The following is a 16,428-nucleotide window of genomic DNA, read 5'->3' on the forward strand; positions in this document are numbered from 1 at the left end:
GAATTCTTCAGTGAACGTTTTGACTGACATAAACACTCCTTCATTAGGCCTCCATTATGAGGCAAAAAAGTGTCTACGAAACCCGGGTCTATTCAGTGTGCCCTTTGAAGTACTGAGTATTACAGTCTCCCTGATATCCAGAATACTTTTTGAATACGGTTATTACTACAAGGTAATGAGAACCAAAGCAAACGAGCAAATTAACAATGATGCTCCTCTCCTGTTAGTTTATGAGGAGGCTCATAAATACGTCCCTAAAAGTGACCTTGCCAGGTTCCGGGCATCAAAATTTTCGATCGAGCGTATCGCTAAAGAGGGGCGAAAATACGGAGTCACGCTGTTACTTTCCAGTCAACGACCATCTGAGATATCCGAAACTATCTTCTCACAGTGCAGCAACTTCTTGGCAATGCGCCTAACAAACCCGAGTGACCAAAGCTACGTATCAAGGTTATTGCCCGATACTCTTGGAAATCTTTGCGAGAAGTTGCCAACTTTGGGTGCCGGAGAGGCGCTCCTCATCGGGGAAGCCGTAGTGATGCCATCACTAATCAAAGTCAAGCCCTGTAGTCCAACCCCATCTTCAACAGATATTCCATATTTCCAACTTTGGAAAGAGGAGTGGAAGGATCTTGATTTTGTGGGAATTAAGAAAACCTGGCTCAAAGAGTAGGGTAGTGCCACATTTTATGCAGGTTTAACATGTGCATAAAACGAAAGCAGTATTGACAATGGTCGGGTAATCATTATGCCAATGAGTGTTCATCGTGAGCACGGGTACAACCCCGTCTGGCGTTGTTACCAACGATGATCCAGAAGACTATTAAAAGCAATGCTAGAATGTTTGGTATACGACATTTGATGTTGATCCACTTCAGATAACACCGCTTTATGCTATGTTACAGGGGCATTGCTTCACTTGATAGCGAACTGGTTTACCCAGTGATTTTGGAAAACGGTATGACGATGATAAATCACATTCCCTTCGGACTCAGAATCGAAGATCAGGCATTTTTTGACGTTGCCGATGTGCCAAAAGGAAGGCAATGTGGCTGTATCTGTCCTTCATGCGAAATGCCTTTGATTGCAAGGCAAGGAAAAGCTAATCGCTGGCACTTTGCTCACGCCAGCCGGAACGTTGATGAAGTAGATAAAGAATGCTGGTACTCGTTCTTTGTCTCTGTCAGACAGATGGCGAAACAGATCCTTGAGACCCGAATTCCTATTATGTTACCCGGGTGGTATGAGAGATTGACTGAATTTAAGGGGGAGCGCGTTTTTAGAGGAAATGTCATAATTACGCACGCTAGTGAAATTATCCTGGACAATGTGAAAAAAGAAAGCTTTATTGAAGAGGTAATGGTGGATATCCTCGGTGAAGTGAATGGATACCCGTTTGTCATTTATTTTACGCATCCTGATCGTCCATTACCTTCAGAGTTATATTCACCATCCCAGAAAAACTGTGGAATACTCGAGATTAGACTTAACGAAACAAGTCAACTATTCCTAAGAAAGAATGTGACGGGTGTTAAATTTATTGATGAGTTGAAAGTATTTCTACAGCGTAACGATAGCGCTAAAAATTGGATATACCACCCACGAAAAAACAAAGCTAGCAACCAGGCAAAAGCACAACTGAAAAGGCAAGTGGAGAACTATCGACCCTCGGTAGTACACAATAAAAAGAAAGAAAAATATCACTTGTCTTTCCATGAAGGAAATAAGACCCAAAATTATCTGTGCACTATTTGCCGCATCAGATGGACGATCTTCGCGATAGAAAAGCCAGTATGCCCCGGCTGCAAGAATCATCTTTATGCCATGAAAATTTAAGAAAACAAACAAGAGAATTCAGAGCAGGTCAACGATCGTCTGCTGCACAAAAATAAAAAACGTGCCAATTTACCATTCCAGTTTTTCAGGTACGCTTCGGACTATATGGCGGTACGCCCCAGCTGATTGTACAAGTAGACAATCACAGATCCGGTTTTTACACCGCTGACATAGGCTTACAGATAACCTTTTCGAATTTTGCCACCCCAGTATCAGCAAGGGTGTTCCATTCGTGTGCAGCACGCCTCTCTTTGGCAATTCCAAGCGGATCAATGCAGCCAGTGCCATATTTTTATTGACTACGTTGAGTTTGGGAGAACACCACATGAACACGGTAAGATTTTTTGGCATTGACAATTATGTTATCCCTTTGTGTAAGTGCTTTATTTTTGTTCTTATTTGGTTGGAATATTGACCATTTAATTGGTCAGGGTAATATTGAGATTCAACAAAGGTAATTGTTGCAATGCTGGTGGGTGGCGCTTAGGAGAAAAACACATGTTTTTGAACGATCAGGAAACAGCAACAGACCTTTTATATTACGAAGCAATTGCTCGAACGGTGGTCAAGCTCATCGATCATACCCCTGATGCGCCTATCACTATCGGTGTGCATGGCGATTGGGGGGCAGGTAAGTCCAGTGTTCTGAAAATGCTGGAGGCATCGTACGAAGGAAAAGATAAAACACTTTGTCTTTGGTTTAACGGATGGACGTTTGAAGGGTTTGAGGATGCCAAGACGGTTATCATCGAAACCTTGGTTGAAGAGCTCATGCGGGCCCGTCCGGGATGTACCAAAGTGGCTGATGCAGCAAAAAAAGTGTTGCGACGGGTCGACTGGTTGAAAATGGCACGTAAGGCAGGGGGTTTAGCCTTCACTGCGTTTACCGGTATCCCGACAATGGAGCAACTTAAAAGTGTCTATGAGCTTACCACCGGTATCCTGAATAATCCTCAGGATAATATATCCGTAGACGATATGAAGAAGTTTACGGGCATGGCTGGTGATTTCATAAAAGAAGCGGATGCTGATGCGGAAACACTACCCAAACATATCCATGCGTTTCGCGAAGAATTTAAAGCCCTTCTCGAGGCAGCGAAGGTCGATAAGCTGGTGGTTATTGTCGACGATCTCGACCGCTGTTTGCCAAAAACGGCTATAGCAACACTTGAGGCGATACGTCTATTCCTCTTTGTCGAAAAAACGGCATTCGTTATCGGCGCAGATGAAGCAATGATCGAATATGCGGTGCGCGAGCATTTCCCCGACCTTCCGCAAAGCCCCGGACCTCTGACCTATGCCCGCAACTATCTGGAGAAGCTGATACAGGTACCATTTCGGATACCAGCGCTGGGTAGTGCTGAGACCCGGGTTTATACCACACTTCTTCTTGCCGAGAATGCACTCGGCTCAAAAAATAAGCATTTTGTCAGCCTGCTTGGCAAAGCACGAGAGGAAATGAAAAGACCCTGGATTAGTAGCGGGCTTGACAGGAAAGTGGTACTTGAGGCTCTGGGTGAACAGATACCAGATGAAATTGAGCAGGCCTTACAGATTAGCGCGCACGTAACGCCACTCCTCAGTAAAGGCACGAGAGGTAACCCACGCCAGATAAAACGCTTCCTCAACTCGATGATATTGCGTCAGGCTATCGCGGATGAACGTGGGTTTGGCGAAGACATTAAGCGTCCCGTACTGGCGAAGGTCATGCTGGCTGAGCGCTTCTACCCCACCTTTTATGAGCAAATTGTCAGACAGGCAAGCAGCCACAAGGAGGGTAAGCCGGAGGCGCTGGCACAGTTTGAAAAACGGGTAAGGGGAACAAAGTCAAAACAACAACATGATCCCGTTTCCGCTGGCAAGGAGGCTGTGGCCGAACATTCCGACATAGATGAATGGCTGAAAAATGAGTGGGTAGTGGGATGGGCTGGGATTGAACCGACGTTACCGACGTGGAAAGTTTTGATGCATTAACCGCCGAACAGCTACAGGAAATATTTATCGGCTTCGTGATTCACTCCATTGAGGGGCGGATCATGGCCGACATTGGTAAGAACGGTATCAAGTTACCTGATGATATCGATGCTATCGGGGAAATTCAGGAAACCCTGCACGATTTTGTTGATGGTGCCACCCGTGTTCAGTTGAGAGACGAGCTGAGGGATGTATCAGGGGTATCAGGGCGTGCAATGAACCACAAGGTCGAACAGATTTATGAGCTGGCATTCGAACTGATTGCCCGTGAAGGGGAGAGAGCAGAATGAGCCACCACACTATCATCGCGAGACTGGGCGATGGCGATACCATGCAGCCAGTGCTGAGCCGATTGCAGACCCAGACAACCCAGATTAACTTTCTAAAAGGTAACGGGCGGATGGGTTTTGGTCTCGGGCAGGCACTGAAAGGGTTAAGTGAGCTTGGACTCACTCCGTCGGAAACCTCCGTTGATCTCGCTCTGCTAGCTGCAACAGTCACCGCTGCGGATACGCGAATTTCACGCAACCGAAATGCTCAAGATCTGTGGACCCGGGAAATCGCCTTACACGTCCCCGTAGCTAATCCAGTATTATGGAACAGCCAGACAGGCTTACTCAGCAATCTCTTGGATTTCTTGACTGGCGATCGGTGGTCATTACAGTTCCACGAACGACCAGAAATTGAGGGAGGGCTCGTCAGCGAATCAACCAAAACGCGCACTATTAATCCAACTTCCGTTTGTCTTTTCTCTGGTGGACTGGACAGTTTTATTGGTGCAATTGATCTCCTTTCTCAGGGAAATGCTCCGCTATTTATCAGTCATTACTGGGATTCGATTACCAGTAAATATCAGAGAGCGTGCTCAGACCTTTTGTCTGGCAGGTTTAATCAGGAGTTCGGTCATGTTCGGGCACGCGTAGGATTTCGGAAAGAGACTATTGAAGGAGATAAGGGAGAGAATACATTACGTGGTCGATCGTTTCTCTTTTTCTCCCTTGCGGCCATGGCCGCAGACGCCGTTGGCGGAGCTATAGTGATAAACGTGCCGGAAAACGGCCTTATATCTCTCAACGTACCGCTTGATCCGTTACGTGTAGGTGCGCTAAGCACACGAACAACGCACCCATACTATATGGCCCGCTACAACGAGCTGCTCCATAACTTGGATATAGCAGCGCGTCTGGATAATCCTTATGCCTTTATGACTAAGGGGGAAATGGCTCAGCAGTGCCGCGATCAGACATTCCTTCGTCAACATGCTGAGAACACGATGTCATGTTCATCACCACAAAGTACTCGCTGGAATCCAGATTTAAATGAAGAACAGTCCATACATTGTGGTCGGTGCGTACCTTGCCTGATAAGACGTGCATCGTTATTTGCGGCTTTTGGCTCAGACGGCACATCTTACCGTATTCCGGACCTTAGGACACGAGTGCTCGACTGTAGCAAGGCTGAGGGGGAACATGTCCGGGCCTTCCAGTTCTCCCTGGAGCGGCTAGCGCGTTCGCCTGAACGCGCTAAATTCGATATCCATAAACCGGGGCCGCTAAGTGATTACCCTGAGTGTGCTGCCGACTATGAGGGCGTGTATATTCGGGGGATGGAAGAAGTTTCCCGTCTGCTGGACGGGGTAAGAACGAGACCACTGTCATGAATCCTGCTCAGCAGAAACGCTCCCCACGCTGGGTCGATTTTCACTGCCACCTTGATCTGTATCCCGATCATGAGGCTATCATCGCCGAATGTGAACAGGCTTGCGTGGCTACCCTTGCGGTGACGACAACGCCTAAGGCATGGCCAAGAAACTGTGAACTGACGGTGCGTTCGCAGTTCGTGCGTGTGGGGCTGGGTCTGCATCCGCAATTGGTCTCAGAACGGGAGGGAGAGATTGTACTGCTTGAGCGCTACTTACCTTCAGCGCGTTATGTGGGTGAAGTCGGGCTTGATGCCGGCCCCCGTTTTTACCAAAGCTTCGAAGCACAGGAGCGAGTGTTCACGCGCATTCTTCACGCCTGTGAGGAGCAGGGGGGTAAAATCCTGAGCATTCATAGTGTGCGTACGGCAGCAAAAGTTTTAGGCCATCTTGAGAAAAGCAATATTCTTGAAAGCTGTCAGGCTATTCTCCACTGGTTTACAGGGACTGCGGCAGAGGCCCGGCGGGCCGTTGAGCTTGGATGCTACTTCTCCGTTAATGAAGAGATGCTGCGATCAACTAAACACCGCAAACTCATCGGTAGCCTTCCGCTGAACAGGCTGCTCACAGAAACCGATGGGCCATTTGTCCAGAGTAAAGGCACTGCTGTGCGTCCTTTCGATGTCCATCGCGCTGTCCATGAAATCGCTCTACTCCATAGCATCTCTGACGAGGCTGCTGCATCAGTCATTCTCAGCAATCTCAAAAGTCTGGTAACTGTGGGTGGACCTGCGTAGCGACAGTTTACAGGAAGAGGACTGGGTTCGAGATTGCTGGGAAAATATTGCTTCAGTCAGGATATCTCACGAGGAAAAGTAGATGAATATAAAGCAGGCGGTAACGCTTTCCCTGGTCCAACGGGGTGTTGGCCGTGGACTATTATTCAGCAGTGCACTCTTTTATTTTGTTAGCCTGCTTATGGCAATTTATCGTACTGCACAGAGTGTGAGTGGTTCCGATATATTTTGGCGGTTGGGCTATATAGTCCAAAACTTTATTGCAACTTTATATGAGTTAAGCGCGCCTTACATCGGTTTCGTCTGGCGTAATGTCCCGACTATCAATCAGGCTGACCCATTTACCTACGGGAACCTACTTTTCTTGGGTTTTGTTGGTGTGATGATTGTAGGTAAACAACTGACGCTTGCTGGTCGACGACTTAAAGCTCGTATTCAGCGTCAGATCGAGCATGTTGAGGAAATTCGGTGGCGCGATTCAATGATGAAGAATCGGGCATCAGTTGGCACTGTGATTTCAACCAAGTCGGTTGGGCAGATCAACATTTTTCAGCAACCTATGCCATTGAACTCTGAGAGTAATTGGTGGACTCGCCCGTGGGGAGTCATCGGCCTTTCTATCATCAGCGGATACTTTGTAGCTGTTCTGGCTAAACTGACTGGGATGCTTTGAATGTAGTACAGATCGGATGATGGGTAGATGCCTGCTGTCACCACTTGAAGAAACTCTGCAGCAATATCTGCTAACTGATAGCACGCTTCATGTTGAATTGAATGTCAGGTTAATCAATCGGACATTACCCATAGAGAATTTTACAATAATAGTTTTATAGAATGTGAAATCATGCCTAACGCTTACATCCTGAAATGATGTCTTGCCGGAAGATTAACTTCCGGCTGAGATTATCTTTATGCTTTAGTAACGTTACGTGCCAGTAGCCACTGGTCGATCTCGGCTTCAAGCCAGCCAACAGACTGTTGCCCTAATCGCCGCTGCTTTGGAAAAGTCGCATCGTAGCGCACTGACTTAGGGTTGAGCCAGTCGTATATGGTGGAGCGGGCGATGCCTGTTTTGGCCGCAACTGCAGGTATGCGTAGGATTTTTACCGTTGGTGATGTCATCGTTGAATTTCCTCTAAATCTGGTTTGCTTTGGACGAGAGGAAAGATATTCTGTTGCACCACAATAAACCAGACGGCTGCTTTACATCATTTTTTACACATCTCAGGTTATTGATTTATGGATGATTTTAATCGTAATTCTTTTTTTGATGAGCTAAAAAGGTCATTCAACAATAAGAAAGGCCAACTGGTGTTGGCTCTACATGCGGTTGGCTGGGAAACCGATATTGCCTGGTTGAATGGGGACGATCCTGATATTGATGAAATAGTGGAAGGTGTTGTGCAAAGCGCCGCGAAGCGTCGGGACTTCGAGCAGAAGCAGGATCTGATGCTATTTGAAGAGGCCGATACTATACAGACGTCAGTAAATGATCGGATCTTTCTGGCGGCAATAAACTGGTATGCAGGGCTGCGTTTCTTGGCGTCGGATTGGCGCGATGGGGTCAGATTGTTACTGAAGGCATTTGAACTTCTCGATATGTGCCGTGGCATGATTGAATGTGAACTATGGCAACGGTTAGAAGCAGAGAAAAAAGGACGGGCGATTCATGGAGGTAAAGCAAAAGCTGCCCTGTTTTCCCCGCTCAAGGCCGAAGTTATTCGCTTGCTACTTGGCAAGCAGCCGGAGGGGGGCTGGAAAAGCAAAAATGCGGCTATGGATGCAATTAATGTCGATATACGTGTGTTTATCGAACAGCATGGTTTCCCTGGTTCCTCAGGAGGGCAGAATACGGGAAATGATCAGGCCGAACTGTGTTCCCGAATCCCTCGTCTGGTCTGTGACTGGTCCAGAGATGATGTGGATGTAAAAGCCGCTTTTGCGGCAGTAGTTAAGCAAAAAAAGAAAAGCGCCCCGAAAGGCGCGGAGTAGGTTATTTCACTGCTGAATAGACGTAATCAGCCCATGCCTGCATCATCGGGCGACGCTGTTCCAGCAGATCGGTACGGTGGTAGGCTGCTTCAACTTTATTCTGTACAGTATGAGCCAGTGCTCGCTCTGCAAGATCTCGTGGATATCCATTTTCACTACACCAGTCTCGAAAGCTTGAGCGAAAACCATGTGCAACCGCGCAACGCCCGAGAGTGTCGCTGACGGCATTTTTCTTACGTAAAAACATAGTCAGTACTGTATCGGAAAGAATGGTTTGCTTCCTTGGTGATGGGAAGACCAGTTCATCGTGAAGTCCCTTTATTCGGTCAAGAACCATAACTGCTTCTTCAGACAGGGGAACCCGGTGAATAACGCCAGATTTCATTCTGTTCTCGGGTACAGTCCAAATTTTGTGTTCACGATCGATCTCGGACCAGCGCATAGCCCTTGCTTCCCCGGAGCGACAGGCCGTCAGAACAACGAACAATAACAATGCTCGGGTTACGTTATAGCGTTCTTCACTGTATACGTTTGTTGCGAGAAATGAGGGAATGTCTCTCCATGGCATTGCTGGTTGGTGCTCGACACGTATATTAGCGCTTATCTGTTGAGGGAGCAGGTGTCCAACGACATCGACTGGGTTTGCAGTACAATAGCCATGAGCCCATGCCCACTGCATAACGGTATGAATTCGCTGCTTTACTCGACTGGCTGTTTCAGGGTGTGAAAGCCAGATCGGGCGAAGCATCTCTGCGATAATAGAAGGAGTCATGTTATCGAGAGGGAGTTTTCCTGCTTGCGGGAAAATGTATCGCTCTAGAGTGGAAATCCATTGTTTCCCATGTTTTTCATTTTTCCAGCCCGGCAGTAATTCCGTATGAACTTTTCGTGCAGCCTTTTCAAACGTTGGAATAGCCTCTTTTTCCGACTCTGCTTTTCGGGCGTCTAACGGGTCTATCCCATTAGCTATTTGTTCTCGCATTGGAAGTGCAAGCTTGCCCGCTTGGGCTATCCCAATGTCGGGATAAGCCCCCAAGCCAGCATTACGTCTCTTGCCAGTAATTGGGCTGGTGTAACGAAAAACCCACTTACCCAGGCCTTTTGTTGGAGACGAATGGAGAGTCAACCCTGTAATTCCACCGTGGGGTAAAGGGGGATCTCCGGGATTAATGTGCCGGGCTTTTGTATCTGTAAGAATTGCCATAAGATGATTGACCTACATTTTCAGTATGCCATCCAGTATGCCATGAATGTCAGGTTTACTTGATATTCGGTTATGCTGCATTGGACGGAGTTTATCATAGTTACTTGATAAATATGTAAATATTAATATGTATTGGCTTCGGTTAGATTTGAAATAGGCGGCCCCTCTCTCCGCCATTATTCAAGCACTTAGGTAGAATTCTTTCAACGATCCCCGTCACACATAGCATTTTCAGGTAGACCAGACCCTGGATTAACGCTTTTATCTATTCACACCTTGGGATATTACCTATCGGTTGTTTAACAACAATCCCCGATTGGGATATATTTTAATGTTGTTTATTAAATCGATGAACGAGCGCTAAAGATATCATCAACAATAAAATAGGTGGGGCAAGGGTCGTTAATTGAACGTTGAGGGAAAACAGCAATCCAAGGTTAAGAATTATCTGGTATATAATATACGTAAGCAGTCCAACAATGACACCAATAGCTAAACGACTACCCAACCCTGGCGCACGGGGAATACTGAAGGTGAATGGGATGGCTAATAAAATCATGGCCAAGACTAAAATTGGGCGGCCCAGTTTTTGCCATAAAGCGATCTGATATTCATTACTGGGTTGATCTGAATTTTGCAGATAATGAATGTACTGCTTCAGTTGTTTGATAGAGAAGCTATCAACAGGCAAGGTCAGTTCTTTCAGGTTCATCCCGGAAAACAGAGATTGCCAGGGCAAATCATCATAGGTTTGCACGACTTCTTTTTTGTTTTCCCATTGTTTCTGCATCACTTTATGCAGAGTCCACAGTCCGTTATTGCCGGTGGTGGCTTTTTCAGCGAAAACGTAGGATTCAAGGGCGAGGTCGGATTGGTAGCGAAATATCTCAATCCCGACGGGTTGGTTTTGCTTATCCAGGGATTTTACAGTAACAAATTCATTGCCACTTCTGGCCCACAAGGCATTGCCGGAGTCAGCGGTGTTATTGGTTTTAGCCAGGGCGGTGTCTTTAAGTTCCTGGGCTTGTTGCTGCATCGGTGAGGCTACCCACTCGTCGAGAGCACCTAATGACAGATTGATAAAAAGGCCGGCATAAAGAGTCACCAAAGCAATTTTGAATATTGAAAACCCAGCGGTACGCATTGCCGTCAATTCAAGCGTTTTTGACAGTTGGCCAAGTCCGACGATGCCACCCAGCAAGGCGATAAATGGGCCAAGGTCAACAAGGCTTCTCGGTAGGGTCATTAAGACTACTAGCAGGGCCTGTGTCCAATGGTATCCATTTGGGGTAACGTCCTCGAGTTCGTTGATCAGATTAAAAGTGGTAAATAATGGGATTAATAATCCGGCAGCGGCTGCAAATCCGATGAAGAGATTACGAATCAAATAACGACCGAATATGTTCATCGGGATAACTTCCGTAACAGTGAGAAGTCGCGCGCAATAAAAAACAACATTCCAATCGACATTAATATCGGGACTGACCAGACACCTGGAGTGATGGGGATACTCCCATTAGCTACTAACGTGCGGCAGATATTTCCTCCGTAAAAAATGGCAGCAAATAACAGAGTGAGAGGGAACAGCGTTGTATAACGGCCCTGGCGGGGTTTTATTCGGCTTAATGGAATTGCCAATAACACCATCAGTAGGGTACTGATACCGCGGCTTTCCCGCCATTGTAGCTCCGCCCTGTCTGCAGGGTCAGTGGAGCGTGATAATGCCGCCAAGGATGCTGACTTGCGCTTGACCTCTATGCTTTCGAGCAAGGGTTTAAGCGCTATTTTAAAATTATTATAATTCTGCATATTGTCATCTGTGCCTTTGCGCTCTAACACATAGGCGGTTCCTGACTTCAATATCACTGAGGGATTTGAAGGAGAGGGATCTATCACTTCAACTGAATGAGCCCGATATAAACTGGTATTGTTGGCCGAGCGTGAGTAAATCAATGCGTCTGTAAGATGATTTGACGTTGGGTCAATACGAGAGGCGAGGATCATTCTGCCGCTGCCATTAACGTTAAATTTATTTGCCTGCAGATGGCTAACGTCCAGCACGGATTGTGACTGTTGTTCCAACTGATAGATATTGGCGTACGCCCAGGGTCTGCCGTACATCGAAATAAGTGTTACAAACAGGGCCAGAGGAATGGCAAGTACCAATACCGCTTTGTATAACCGCCACGGGCTGGCGCCAGAGGCGTGAATGGCGGTTATTTCAGAATCGCTGTAGAGCTGCCCCAGCGCAACCGCGACGGAAACATATAGGCCTACCGGCAGCAGCATCTCTAATGCAATCAATATTTTATAACAGACAACGTCAAATACGATTTGCAGAGCCAATGTACCATTGGCAGCTTCTGTGAGATACCGTTGGGCTGAATAGCTGGCAAACATAAAGATGAGAAAACCCACGATGATCATCACTAATCGGCGGATTTCAACCATGATATAGCGCTCAATCAAAGCCATAAGCTAGTTATATCCCTTAATATCAAACGCATGTTTGCCGAGAAAAGGCGCGCTTCCAGTATGTTTTTCTTCGTGATTGGTCGCTGCCAATCAGCTTTTGCAGCAGGGCGATCACCTGATTAACTTCATCCGGGGTCAGAGCTCCATCTTTTGCCCATTGGACGCGCCCTTCTTTATCCAGCACCACAATTGTTGAACTTTCTTCTGGCAGCTTCCAGGCGTTACGGACCAGACCATAACTATCGACAATGAATTGCGCCCAGGGGTAATGCCTTTTGTTTTTCTCGATTTTACTCCGCACGAAAAAGCCTGAGCCCGGGATCGCGTCATCAGTATTGACGATAGTGGTAGGCTGAAAACGGTCGTTCGGAAAATTTGCTTCCTTGACGGCGGTAATCAGCATCGAATTTTTCTTCTTGGCAGAGGTGCGGCCGGCGATGCACTGGATGACTCGAACTTTTCCTGCCAGTTCTGAACTGCCCCATTTCTTATAGCGAAAATTGTCATTTTCAAGAAGTAACTCCCCGCGATCGGCTATGAATACCGGTGCGACAGGTTCACCCTGAACAAAATTATGCGCTGATGTTACCAGTGGGAACAGCAGCAGCGAGATTGTCAGTAATCTACGTAACGTCATGAAAATAACCATAATGTATAAGGATTGTTGCTGCGGAGGAGAGCGGTAATCTCCCCTTGCGGCTAAACTTGCATAGGATATCGCTCGAGAAGTAATTCCAGACGTTGGCGAATATCGACATCCAGCATCGTCGGCTCATCATAGGATTTTCCACCGGCCAGCTTATCCGCCACCATCACATCATGCCGATCTCCCATTAACCCATTAATAGCGGCCAAAAATCTGGAAATCTGACGGGCTTCCCGGTTGCTGGGATCTATAGATCTCAGCGTGTCGTAAAATGAGACTTGCTGGCTAATAATTTTCCGCACATCGTGGAACTGCTTTCCAGTGAGCTGAGGATCAGCAATTAGCCTCTGGAGTTCGCGCATTTGCTCCTGGCGATATGCAATAAAATTGCTCTCGGTTTCTAAGTGAATATGACGTAAAGCGTAATTCACCAGCGACCAAATCGGCTTGCTGAGGAGGATCCGGAGAATATTACCGTAGAGTTTAAGATTCTCTTGGTTGCCGTTGCGAAAAGCATCCTGAAAATGCCCAAGAACTACGGTTGTTAAGTGAAAAAGGTGACTGGAATTGTGCTTTTTGCTGTAAAGTCTCTGAGCAAAACGTAAATGCTTATAACGCGCACGAATATACTTATAGCGCATACGCGTTGCCGCAGATAACTCTACGTCTTTAAGAAAGTCATTGACTAAGCGTAATAGCTCCTGTCGGGTAAAACCGTCCTGCCAAAATTGCAGACACAAGGCATAATTATCTTGAATGCTCTCATCTGAACATTGCAAGTCAATATGCTGAGGTAAATTGATGTCCGCCTCAACGAGGTCATCTGTCTCTACCGCAGTAAACAGTAATTGGGTCGTTTCAGTTGAGAATTTTTTCCTGCTGCTGTTATCAATCATTGATTACTCTCTCTGGATACATTGAATCCCAGTAAATAGCGATTACGGTAAGCACTTATCGTCGGTATTAGCGTCAACAAAACGTCTAAACATTGGCCTGCCAAATAAGCGAACGCCGCGCCTTGGACTCCAAAGACATGAGACATCATGATTAAGAGCCCAATGTACGAGGCTGAGGCAATAGTCTGCACGATCAAGAAAGCCCGTTGTTTACCTGCCATAAACAATAAGGACTCCTGAGGAAAGCCCAGCATGGACACGATAATGGCACCCAGCATGATTTGAATTAAATCATAGGCTTGCAAGTACTGGTAACCGAAAACAACTGAGATTAATGGCTTACCAACGACGATGACGAGAAGGGCCACGGCGAGACCAATACCCCCGGCTAACAATGCCGATCTGAGGCCCAGCAGCCAGGGTTTTGTCGTGCGAGGGTCTAAGCGCATGATTTCAGGATAGAAGCTCTTTTCCAGTAACTTGGCCGGGGTGCCTGTGGCATCAAAGAAAGTCATCGCAATTTTGAACAACCCAGCCGCCGCCGGACCCAAAACGACGCCAACTAAAACGGTGCTGCATGAGTTACGCGTAGCCCAAATCGTATGGGCAAAATTGGTTGTCCATACGAAATTCCAGGCGCCCTCTATGCGGCGTGCGGTCTTAAATAGCCGTGGTTTCAGCGCATTATGAATATCCCTGCGGCGTAATTCACGCGCGGCAAACCACCAAAACAGGGTTCCTCCGATTAAGTTAGAGGCATACCATGTGATAATAAAACCCGGGAATCCCAAGTCAAAATAATAAGACAGGACACTTCCTATCGCCTGCAAAAAGGGTTTTATAGCCTGCTGAACTGCAATCAAATCGAAGCGGTCAAACGCCCGTAAAATCCCCGTAGGGGTTGACGACGTCATGGACGGGATTAATGTGCAGTAAAGAATGGCGAGCCAAAAACTTTCCGCATCCAAACCTAAAGCGTGAGAGAGGAAGGGGAGTAATAACATACCGCCAAGCACGGCAATGGTTCCGCTTGCGATATCCAGGCCGAACGAAAATGAAATGACGTCGCGAAAGCGTTGAATGTTTTGGCGTTCCAATGCGGGGGTGCCGAATTGAACAACGAATTGCCAGGTTTGAAACTTGATAAAATCACTGACCGCTTTCGTATAGGCTTGAATGACGACAAGGACACCGAACATTTCCGGCGACATGCCTTTACCGGCACAAGAAAGCGCAAGTAACCCGAGCAACGCGCTAGCCACACTGCCGGAGCCTAAGTAGGCGGCGTTACGTAAGATGGAACGAAAAGCGCCATCGGAAAACCAATGTTTCATGGTAAAACCAGCCATACTAACCACATGTACCCACACTGACTTGAGAATGAGTAATATTGTAGGGATCCCGGCATAGACGAGTGACTCCGTTATCCGAGAGTGGAATGGGGACGCGAAGGGAGCACGGCAACGGAAGATATTGCATTTAGTGCTTTTCCCAGTACTTCATCGTAGGGGGCTTTGGCATCCAGCTCGATAATTCTGGAGCCATTATACTGTAGCCGAACCATGGCAGAAATTTTGTCCTTCAGCTCTTCATAACTGTGATCGGGTTTACGTGAAAAAGCGGTATCGACATCAATATCAAGACGAATGATAAGTTCTGGGCGGCATAAGGCCATTTGTTGATATAAACGTTGTTCACGCTCCGCTAAACGAGTCATTAGCCAGCCTTTTGCGCGCTCCACGCCAATGCCCGGTCCGTCATAGTAAAAACCTGAAATCTCAGCCTGTGGAAAACGATCGCTGATCACCAACACGCCACTCTTGGCCAGACGCTGTACTTTGCGCAAATTAGCCGCGCGCCACAGTGAAAAACCGAACATAATCAATGCTGCCCAGAGTGCCGGTGGCTTATTGCCCATACGCTGAGTCTTGTCGGATTTTGCCGCCAGACGCCGTTCAAGCCATACGCCAACCAAAGGCAGGCGCTTAATTTTATCGCCATCCTCCCCAGAGATAAGCCCTAAATAACGACGCTCCGTGGCCCGATATTTTTGCAGTTTTTTGACCAGGTCGGCGGTTAGCGTGGACTTTCCGGTGCCATCACTGCCGACAACCGCAATAAGGCCGGCAACGCAAGCCGAGGGTAGATCGTTTTCTGTATTCGATTTATTTTTTTGCATTTTTTTTAGCATGAAAAGGTCATCAAAAGATTAAACCTCTGACGTCGTCAGCGAGGTTAGAATTGCGCGCAGGGACTCATCGAGAATTTTACTTGCCGGTTCTCGCCCATCTAAATCCAATATCTTTGCACCATTAAACGTAAGGTGAGGAATAACGGCAATTTTCTCACGCAGAGCCGAAAGCTTATGATCGGGTTTACGGGAGTACGCGGTTTGTTCATCAATATCGAGACGAATCAATAAAAATGGCGGATAGGATGCCATCCACTGATACAGTTTTTGCTCATGTGTTCTCAACCTTTGTACCCAGCGATTACCGCCGACCGTTTTTGCAAGTTGTGGACCATCGAAACGAAAACCTGCCACTTCCGCCTGAGGGTAACGATCCGTCACCAGCAATTTCCCTCTGCGACTTTTCGCCAACATTCGACGAAACTTATAAACTCGCCAATACGACAATAGAAAGATCACCAGCGTCGTCACATTTCCTGGGGGAGTGGAAGGGTGTTCATGAACATGCTCCGACTTGGTCAGTAAATAACGACCGAAGGGGGCACCAATAATCGGTAGGTCACTGATCCATTCACCTATACGTCCCGAAGACTGACCGAGATAAAGTAATTCTGTCGGCTCTTGTGATGACAGGTGATTGACCAGGCTGGTAGCTAAAGTCGATTTCCCTGAACCATCACAACCCGTTATTGCGATTACGCGTACGGGGGGGTGATTAGCAATAGATATTGTCTTTTGGCTCACAGTAATGGATCCAATATAAAGAAACCATTGTATT

Annotated in this window: 17 protein-coding genes; 8 read left to right on the top strand and 9 right to left on the bottom strand. The window is 47.0% G+C overall.

Going from position 1 to position 16,428, the window contains the following annotated elements:
- From OC597_RS06545 to OC597_RS06575, 7 genes are all read left to right on the top strand, one after another.
- On the top strand, window positions 1-673 hold a 673-nt coding region (locus OC597_RS06545), incomplete at its 5' end, for an ATP-binding protein (protein ID WP_262208094.1).
- A 287-nt stretch (window positions 674-960) separates the two neighbouring features.
- Window positions 961-1,836 (top strand): competence protein CoiA family protein, encoded by an 876-nt coding sequence (locus tag OC597_RS06550; RefSeq protein WP_262208095.1) that lies wholly within the window; start codon window positions 961-963, stop codon window positions 1,834-1,836.
- 498 nt (window positions 1,837-2,334) lie between these two features.
- Window positions 2,335-3,810, top strand: coding sequence for a Qat anti-phage system ATPase QatA (gene qatA / locus OC597_RS06555; RefSeq protein WP_262208096.1), 1,476 nt, complete (start codon window positions 2,335-2,337; stop codon window positions 3,808-3,810).
- The gene (locus tag OC597_RS06560) at window positions 3,789-4,100 is read left to right on the top strand and encodes a Qat anti-phage system associated protein QatB (protein ID WP_262208098.1); all 312 of its coding nucleotides are present in this window, start codon (window positions 3,789-3,791) and stop codon (window positions 4,098-4,100) included. Before qatA ends, OC597_RS06560 begins: the two co-directional genes overlap by 22 nt.
- Window positions 4,097-5,470 carry a Qat anti-phage system QueC-like protein QatC gene (qatC, locus tag OC597_RS06565; RefSeq protein WP_262208099.1) on the top strand — a complete coding sequence of 458 codons (1,374 nt, stop codon included), beginning with the start codon at window positions 4,097-4,099 and terminating at the stop codon, window positions 5,468-5,470. The genes OC597_RS06560 and qatC overlap by 4 nt, the downstream gene beginning before the upstream one ends.
- Window positions 5,467-6,246 (top strand): Qat anti-phage system TatD family nuclease QatD, encoded by a 780-nt coding sequence (gene qatD, locus OC597_RS06570; RefSeq protein WP_262208101.1) that lies wholly within the window; start codon window positions 5,467-5,469, stop codon window positions 6,244-6,246. The genes qatC and qatD overlap by 4 nt, the downstream gene beginning before the upstream one ends.
- A gap of 82 nt (window positions 6,247-6,328) precedes the next feature.
- Window positions 6,329-6,919, top strand: a complete 591-nt coding sequence (locus OC597_RS06575) for a hypothetical protein (RefSeq protein WP_262208102.1) — start codon at window positions 6,329-6,331, stop codon at window positions 6,917-6,919.
- Window positions 6,920-7,155: 236 nt separating this feature from the next.
- Here OC597_RS06575 and OC597_RS06580 read toward each other — a convergent pair whose 3' ends face one another.
- Window positions 7,156-7,368, bottom strand: a complete 213-nt coding sequence (locus OC597_RS06580) for an AlpA family transcriptional regulator (protein ID WP_262208103.1) — start codon at window positions 7,366-7,368, stop codon at window positions 7,156-7,158.
- Window positions 7,369-7,485: 117 nt separating this feature from the next.
- Between OC597_RS06580 and OC597_RS06585 the strand changes: the two genes are divergently transcribed.
- Window positions 7,486-8,238 (top strand): hypothetical protein, encoded by a 753-nt coding sequence (locus OC597_RS06585; protein WP_262208104.1) that lies wholly within the window; start codon window positions 7,486-7,488, stop codon window positions 8,236-8,238.
- A gap of 1 nt (window position 8,239) precedes the next feature.
- Here the strand turns inward: OC597_RS06585 and OC597_RS06590 are convergent, their stop codons facing one another.
- From OC597_RS06590 to OC597_RS06625, 8 genes are all read right to left on the bottom strand, one after another.
- A complete protein-coding gene (locus tag OC597_RS06590; RefSeq protein ID WP_262208105.1) occupies window positions 8,240-9,442 on the bottom strand; it encodes a tyrosine-type recombinase/integrase in 1,203 nt (400 codons plus the stop codon).
- A 328-nt stretch (window positions 9,443-9,770) separates the two neighbouring features.
- The gene (lptG, locus tag OC597_RS06595; protein WP_262208106.1) at window positions 9,771-10,850 is read right to left on the bottom strand and encodes an LPS export ABC transporter permease LptG; all 1,080 of its coding nucleotides are present in this window, start codon (window positions 10,848-10,850) and stop codon (window positions 9,771-9,773) included.
- Complete coding sequence (lptF, locus tag OC597_RS06600) at window positions 10,847-11,917, bottom strand: LPS export ABC transporter permease LptF (protein WP_262208107.1); 1,071 nt, start codon at window positions 11,915-11,917, stop codon at window positions 10,847-10,849. The genes lptG and lptF overlap by 4 nt, the downstream gene beginning before the upstream one ends.
- A 22-nt stretch (window positions 11,918-11,939) precedes the next feature.
- The gene (locus OC597_RS06605) at window positions 11,940-12,554 is read right to left on the bottom strand and encodes a YtfJ family protein (RefSeq protein ID WP_262208108.1); all 615 of its coding nucleotides are present in this window, start codon (window positions 12,552-12,554) and stop codon (window positions 11,940-11,942) included.
- A gap of 62 nt (window positions 12,555-12,616) precedes the next feature.
- Window positions 12,617-13,459 (bottom strand): hypothetical protein, encoded by an 843-nt coding sequence (locus OC597_RS06610; RefSeq protein ID WP_262208109.1) that lies wholly within the window; start codon window positions 13,457-13,459, stop codon window positions 12,617-12,619.
- Window positions 13,456-14,793, bottom strand: a complete 1,338-nt coding sequence (locus OC597_RS06615) for a lipopolysaccharide biosynthesis protein (protein WP_261256784.1) — start codon at window positions 14,791-14,793, stop codon at window positions 13,456-13,458. The genes OC597_RS06610 and OC597_RS06615 overlap by 4 nt, the downstream gene beginning before the upstream one ends.
- Window positions 14,794-14,882: 89 nt before the next feature.
- Window positions 14,883-15,638 (bottom strand): nucleoside/nucleotide kinase family protein, encoded by a 756-nt coding sequence (locus OC597_RS06620; RefSeq protein WP_261462927.1) that lies wholly within the window; start codon window positions 15,636-15,638, stop codon window positions 14,883-14,885.
- A gap of 30 nt (window positions 15,639-15,668) precedes the next feature.
- A complete protein-coding gene (locus tag OC597_RS06625) occupies window positions 15,669-16,394 on the bottom strand; it encodes a nucleoside/nucleotide kinase family protein (RefSeq protein WP_262208110.1) in 726 nt (241 codons plus the stop codon).
- Window positions 16,395-16,428: the final 34 nt, after the last annotated feature.

It is taken from the genome of Serratia proteamaculans (genome assembly GCF_946227095.1).
GTDB classification, from domain to species: domain Bacteria; phylum Pseudomonadota; class Gammaproteobacteria; order Enterobacterales; family Enterobacteriaceae; genus Serratia; species Serratia proteamaculans_E.

Excerpts from the sequence above, each read along its gene's own strand:
- OC597_RS06610 (WP_262208109.1), bottom strand. The coding sequence starts at position 13,459 with ATGATTGATAACAGCAGCAGGAAAAAATTCTCAACTGAAACGACCCAA.
- OC597_RS06620 (WP_261462927.1), bottom strand. The coding sequence starts at position 15,638 with ATGCAAAAAAATAAATCGAATACAGAAAACGATCTACCCTCGGCTTGC.
- qatD (WP_262208101.1), top strand. The coding sequence starts at position 5,467 with ATGAATCCTGCTCAGCAGAAACGCTCCCCACGCTGGGTCGATTTTCAC.
- OC597_RS06605 (WP_262208108.1), bottom strand. The coding sequence starts at position 12,554 with ATGACGTTACGTAGATTACTGACAATCTCGCTGCTGCTGTTCCCACTG.
- OC597_RS06575 (WP_262208102.1), top strand. The coding sequence starts at position 6,329 with ATGAATATAAAGCAGGCGGTAACGCTTTCCCTGGTCCAACGGGGTGTT.
- OC597_RS06615 (WP_261256784.1), bottom strand. The coding sequence starts at position 14,793 with ATGAAACATTGGTTTTCCGATGGCGCTTTTCGTTCCATCTTACGTAAC.
- lptF (WP_262208107.1), bottom strand. The coding sequence starts at position 11,917 with ATGGCTTTGATTGAGCGCTATATCATGGTTGAAATCCGCCGATTAGTG.
- lptG (WP_262208106.1), bottom strand. The coding sequence starts at position 10,850 with ATGAACATATTCGGTCGTTATTTGATTCGTAATCTCTTCATCGGATTT.
- OC597_RS06590 (WP_262208105.1), bottom strand. The coding sequence starts at position 9,442 with ATGGCAATTCTTACAGATACAAAAGCCCGGCACATTAATCCCGGAGAT.
- qatC (WP_262208099.1), top strand. The coding sequence starts at position 4,097 with ATGAGCCACCACACTATCATCGCGAGACTGGGCGATGGCGATACCATG.
- OC597_RS06550 (WP_262208095.1), top strand. The coding sequence starts at position 961 with ATGACGATGATAAATCACATTCCCTTCGGACTCAGAATCGAAGATCAG.
- qatA (WP_262208096.1), top strand. The coding sequence starts at position 2,335 with ATGTTTTTGAACGATCAGGAAACAGCAACAGACCTTTTATATTACGAA.
- OC597_RS06580 (WP_262208103.1), bottom strand. The coding sequence starts at position 7,368 with ATGACATCACCAACGGTAAAAATCCTACGCATACCTGCAGTTGCGGCC.
- OC597_RS06585 (WP_262208104.1), top strand. The coding sequence starts at position 7,486 with ATGGATGATTTTAATCGTAATTCTTTTTTTGATGAGCTAAAAAGGTCA.